Origin of the sequence: Endozoicomonas sp. (assembly GCF_051008435.1) — a bacterium.
In the GTDB taxonomy this organism is placed as follows: domain Bacteria; phylum Pseudomonadota; class Gammaproteobacteria; order Pseudomonadales; family Endozoicomonadaceae; genus Endozoicomonas_A.
Map to the genome: position 1 here is coordinate 1 of NZ_JBPCXO010000564.1, position 4,471 is coordinate 4,471.

Genomic DNA, 4,471 nt, shown 5'->3' on the forward strand with positions numbered 1-4,471 from the left:
GCACATGTGCAGGACAAGTTTCACTTCGCTATAACTGGCCATACCGCAGCGGAAATCATCTATCGGAATGTCGATGCCCGGAAGCCATTGATGGGAATGTCAACCTATAAGAATGCACCAGACGGTCGGGTTCTCAAATCTGATACCACCATTGGCAAAAACTACCTTCGGGAAGATGAAATCAAAAAACTGGAACGCACTGTCACAGCTTTCTTTGACTACATCGAGCGCATCATTGAAAACCGCACCACTTTCACCATGGAAAGCTTTGCCAAAAGCGTGAACAAGTTTCTTGAGTTCAATGAATACAAAATTCTTGCAGGTTATGGTTCCGTTACCCGTAAACAGTCTGAAGAAAAGGCATTCACCGAATACGACAAGTTCAACAAAAAACAGCGCATCGAATCCGACTTCGACAAAGCAGTCAAACAAATCGAAGCCTCCAACAAAAAAGGAGGTAATCATGAGTAAACATATTGGTGTCCATTCGTGGTGCCAAACCTTAAGCACCTTATTCACCGGTGCTGTCCGCCCCACCGAACAAGCCAAGATCGAATGCGGCAAAGAGCACTTCAACGCCCTAGGCAAAGAGGTTAAGTTCACAGCCACAAATTCATTCACGGACTTTTCAGGGAAGTACGTTTAATCAAAAGGAAGAATGGGCAGATGGTTTCTTCAACAACAACGGAATGGTTAACGCAAAGGCCACGATGGCTGCAAGTTACTGCCAAGCGCCTGTTTGAAGCTGGCGACCTAAATGATGCTGCTATTTCAGAAATGGCAGTGTTGTGTCAGCAGGAAGCCGATAATAAGTTTCCTGATATCGATTGCAGCATCCCCGCTGGGGTGTTTGATGCGCATGATTCCGAAGAAATTCGTTTATGTTCAATCAGCGATGTTGCTGGAGTAAACACGCTGGCTTCTCGGAACCCACTTGATTTCGGCAAGAGCAATGTCGCTGTTGTATACGGCCGTAACGGCTCTGGAAAATCCGGCTATGTCAGGCTCCTGAAGCATGTTTGCGGAGCCCGTGAGCGTATCCGTGGCCAACTGCATAATGATGTGTTTTCACCAGAGGATATAGCACAAAAAGCAAAAATCTCCTTTCTAAAGAGGGGTACTCATGCGGAATATGAATGGGCAGGCTCGGGAGTATGCGACGACCTTTGTTCTGTTGATGTTTTTGATGCTTCGTTTGGCAGGGTATTTATGGAACACGAAGACGAGGTCAGCTATGAACCTCCAATCTTGTCATTCTTCAGCAGGTTGATTAATGTCTGTGAAAAAGTAGCGGCAAAACTCCAGGCAAACATTGATGCTCTGCCATCAAGAATGCCGGAGGTCCCCATTAATCTCCTTGGCACCACCGGAGCGGATTGGGTTAAAAAACTCAGCGCGAAAACAACGGCTGACGATCTTAACTTCCATTGTGCTTTTTCGTCAGAAAATGAAACCGAACTTGCGGAGATGCAGAAAAGAATCTCCGAGACGTCCCCTGCTGACAAAGCGAGGCAATTCAGGACTAAAAAACGCCATGCCGATGGTATTGTTGAGAATGTACAGGGTTGGCTCAGCAATCTGTCTGATGAGAATTGCAAAAGGATCATCGCAGCAAAAACGAAAGCCACTCTGAAAAAGTCAGCCGCTGAAGCAGCGGCAAAAGATGTTTTTAGTGGTGCAAAACTCGATGGCGTTGGATCTGATGTCTGGAAAGAGCTATGGAGTGCCGCACGACAATATTCTGAAGAAGTGGCATACACTGGACAGGAGTTCCCCCATGTGCAGGATGATTCTGTCTGTGTACTTTGCCATCAACCTTTATCCGAGGAGGCAAAGCAACGATTTACTGATTTTGAATTGTACATAAAAGATAAAACACAACAGCAGGCCACAGAAGCAGCCAGAGAGGTCGAACAGGCAATTGATGCTCTGCCCGAAATCCACAGTGGCCATGCATTAAAAACCAAAATAGACGCTGCTGGGATTGAGAATCAGGGCATCATTAAGGCTTTTAATGTTACAGTTTCCTTTCTGCAAGACAGGAAAGCCAAAGTATCGTCACTTGACTCAGAGGATGCCTTGGGAACCGCAAGCCAGTCCCTTGAGTGGATAGAAGAAATACGGAAGATTTCACAAAGATATGAGGACAGCGCCAAGGAATACGAGGAAGATGCGAAACAGGATAATCACATTGCACTACAGACCAACTTAAAGAACCTTCAGGCAAATAAGTGGCTTGCCGAACAGCAAACAGCGATTCAGGAAGAGGTAAATCGCCTGAAGTCACTCGAACGAATCGAGAAAGCCAGAAAGGCAACTAACTCCAGCGCCTTATCCAAGAAAAAAGGAGAGTTGGCAGAGACGCTTATTACAAATGACTTTGTTCAACGGTTTAACAACGAGCTCGAAGTCTTAGGGGCATCTCGGCTCAGGGTAAAGCTCGTCAAATCCAGGACTTCAAGAGGTAAGGTACTCCATACCCTTCAACTGGATGGGGCTGGCCACAAACTGAATGAAGTTCTAAGTGAAGGCGAGAAACGTATCGTATCAATTGCGGCGTTTCTTGCTGATGTTACAGGTAGAGCTTACTCGGCCCCATTTGTATTTGATGATCCGATTTCATCTCTTGATCAGGATTATGAAGAGGCTGTCGCTCAACGTCTCTGCAATATTGCCTCAGAGCGGCAAGTTATCATCTTTACCCATCGCCTATCACTTTTAGGAATGGTTCAGGATTATGCTAAAAAGGCCAAGATTGAGCCTGAAATTATTTCTATTAAGAAGGAATTTTGGGGGACTGGAGAGCCGGGTGATACTCCGCTGTCCGCAAAAAAACCGGATAAGGCTCTCAACCAACTCATCAATGATTGGCTTCCAAAAGCAAGGAAACTCCTGAATGAATGCGGGCACGAGGATTATGAACCCTATGCAATAGCACTTTGCAGTGAGTTTAGAACCCTTTTGGAACGTATGATTGAGTGGGAGCTGCTTGCTGACGTTGTCCAGCGATACCGTCGGGCAATAAATACGATGGGAAAAATCGACAAGCTGGCCAAGATATCAGAAGCCGACTGCAAATACTTTGACTCTTTGATGACCAAGTATTCGAGGTATGTACACTCCCAGCCACCTGAAGCACCAGTTCGTCTGCCGGAACCAGATGAGCTTGAAGAGGACTTTGCTGCGTTAAAAGACTGGCAGGGAAAATTTAGAAAGAGATCTAACGACAGCTCTACGGATTGCTGAATGAAAATCCTCCACATATCGGGTTGGCATTTAGGCTGCTCCCTTTACGGACGGAAACGCTATAAGGAGTTCACTGCGTTTCTGTTTGGCTGACGCAGACCATTAAAGATGACAAGGTCGATGCTCCTCCGGCAGACAGGAAGCTGGATAGCATTGATCTCAAAGTCGCCTCTTATGGTTCAGAAGAAGTTGGCTTTGAAAGTCCTAGTGGCTGGAATCAGAAAATTGAAAATGAAGACTACAAACCTATGATTCATCAATGGCGGACACAATCTGCAAAACACGATCATGAATTCCACAAAGATAATCAACCCAACAAACAAGGAGAAAACAATGAGTGAGTGGATACTAACACCGCAATCATCGAATGTGGCTGGGTGTTCCTATGATGAATCCACATGTGTGCTTACAGTTGAGTTTAAGCATGGCGGTCGTTATGACTATTATGATGTTCTAAGACACACTTTTGAAGGCATGAAATCTGCCGATTCCAAGGGGACGTATCTACATACTGAAGTAATAGACAAATACCGATACGCAAGACAGTAGATTATGTAAGTCCTCCACACATCAGACTGGCATTTAGGCCGCTCCCTTTACGGACGGAAGCGCTATGAGGAGTTCACTGCGTGTTTGGATTGGCTGACGCAGACCATTAAAGATGAAAAAGTCGATGCCCTACTGGTTGCCAGTGATGTGTTTGATACCAGCACGGGTATCAGCCACTTGAAGCTGCAGAAGGCTGTGTATTGTGCTTACGGCTGGTGGCTTCTTCAGGATACCGACCAGCGCCTGACCCATGAAACGCCACAAGCCTGGCAACATGGTCCAGTATTCCCCAGCCTCTATGCTGCGTTGCGGCATCAAGAGCGCGTACAAGGATCGCCTTTTTTCGCTACCCCTGTCAAAGACATACAAGGGCACATGCCCCGTCTGGTATCTGACAGCAGCAGTCAGGGCAAATTTTTGACTGGTATCTCGAAAAGATACTGGCCCTACAGCGGCGTTAATCTGGTTGCCCTGACACATCGGGAAGGCTCGCCGTGGCATCGGATCGCCAAGCAGCATGGTTTCGACTTACCGCGCCATGTAGATATCCCCGACCCTCTGATTGAAGCCGAGTTCAGGTACCTGCAAAGCGATGCGGCATCGTAAGCACAGAGCAAGAAATACTCAACCAGTACAGAGCTAGAGATGAAATAGCAGCAGCTAAACCGCTGCTTGC

Annotated in this window: 5 protein-coding genes; all 5 read left to right on the top strand. The window is 46.6% G+C overall.

All coding sequences use genetic code 11. The features are described 5' to 3' along the window. A partial coding sequence (gene rhuM / locus ACR2PX_RS29000; protein WP_434002831.1) for a RhuM family protein occupies positions 1-471 on the top strand: 471 nt, incomplete at its 5' end. Continuing rightward, a complete protein-coding gene (locus tag ACR2PX_RS29005; protein WP_434002832.1) occupies positions 464-646 on the top strand; it encodes a hypothetical protein in 183 nt (60 codons plus the stop codon). The genes rhuM and ACR2PX_RS29005, both read left to right, overlap by 8 nt. 20 nt (positions 647-666) lie before the next feature. Beyond that, positions 667-3,246, top strand: coding sequence for an AAA family ATPase (locus ACR2PX_RS29010; protein ID WP_434002833.1), 2,580 nt, complete (start codon positions 667-669; stop codon positions 3,244-3,246). 333 nt (positions 3,247-3,579) lie between these two features. Then, positions 3,580-3,795 (top strand): KTSC domain-containing protein, encoded by a 216-nt coding sequence (locus ACR2PX_RS29015; protein WP_434002834.1) that lies wholly within the window; start codon positions 3,580-3,582, stop codon positions 3,793-3,795. Positions 3,796-3,879: 84 nt separating this feature from the next. Further along, on the top strand, positions 3,880-4,401 hold the full coding sequence (locus ACR2PX_RS29020; RefSeq protein ID WP_434002835.1) for a type II toxin-antitoxin system antitoxin SocA domain-containing protein: 522 nt from the start codon (positions 3,880-3,882) through the stop codon (positions 4,399-4,401). Positions 4,402-4,471 lie beyond the last annotated feature (70 nt).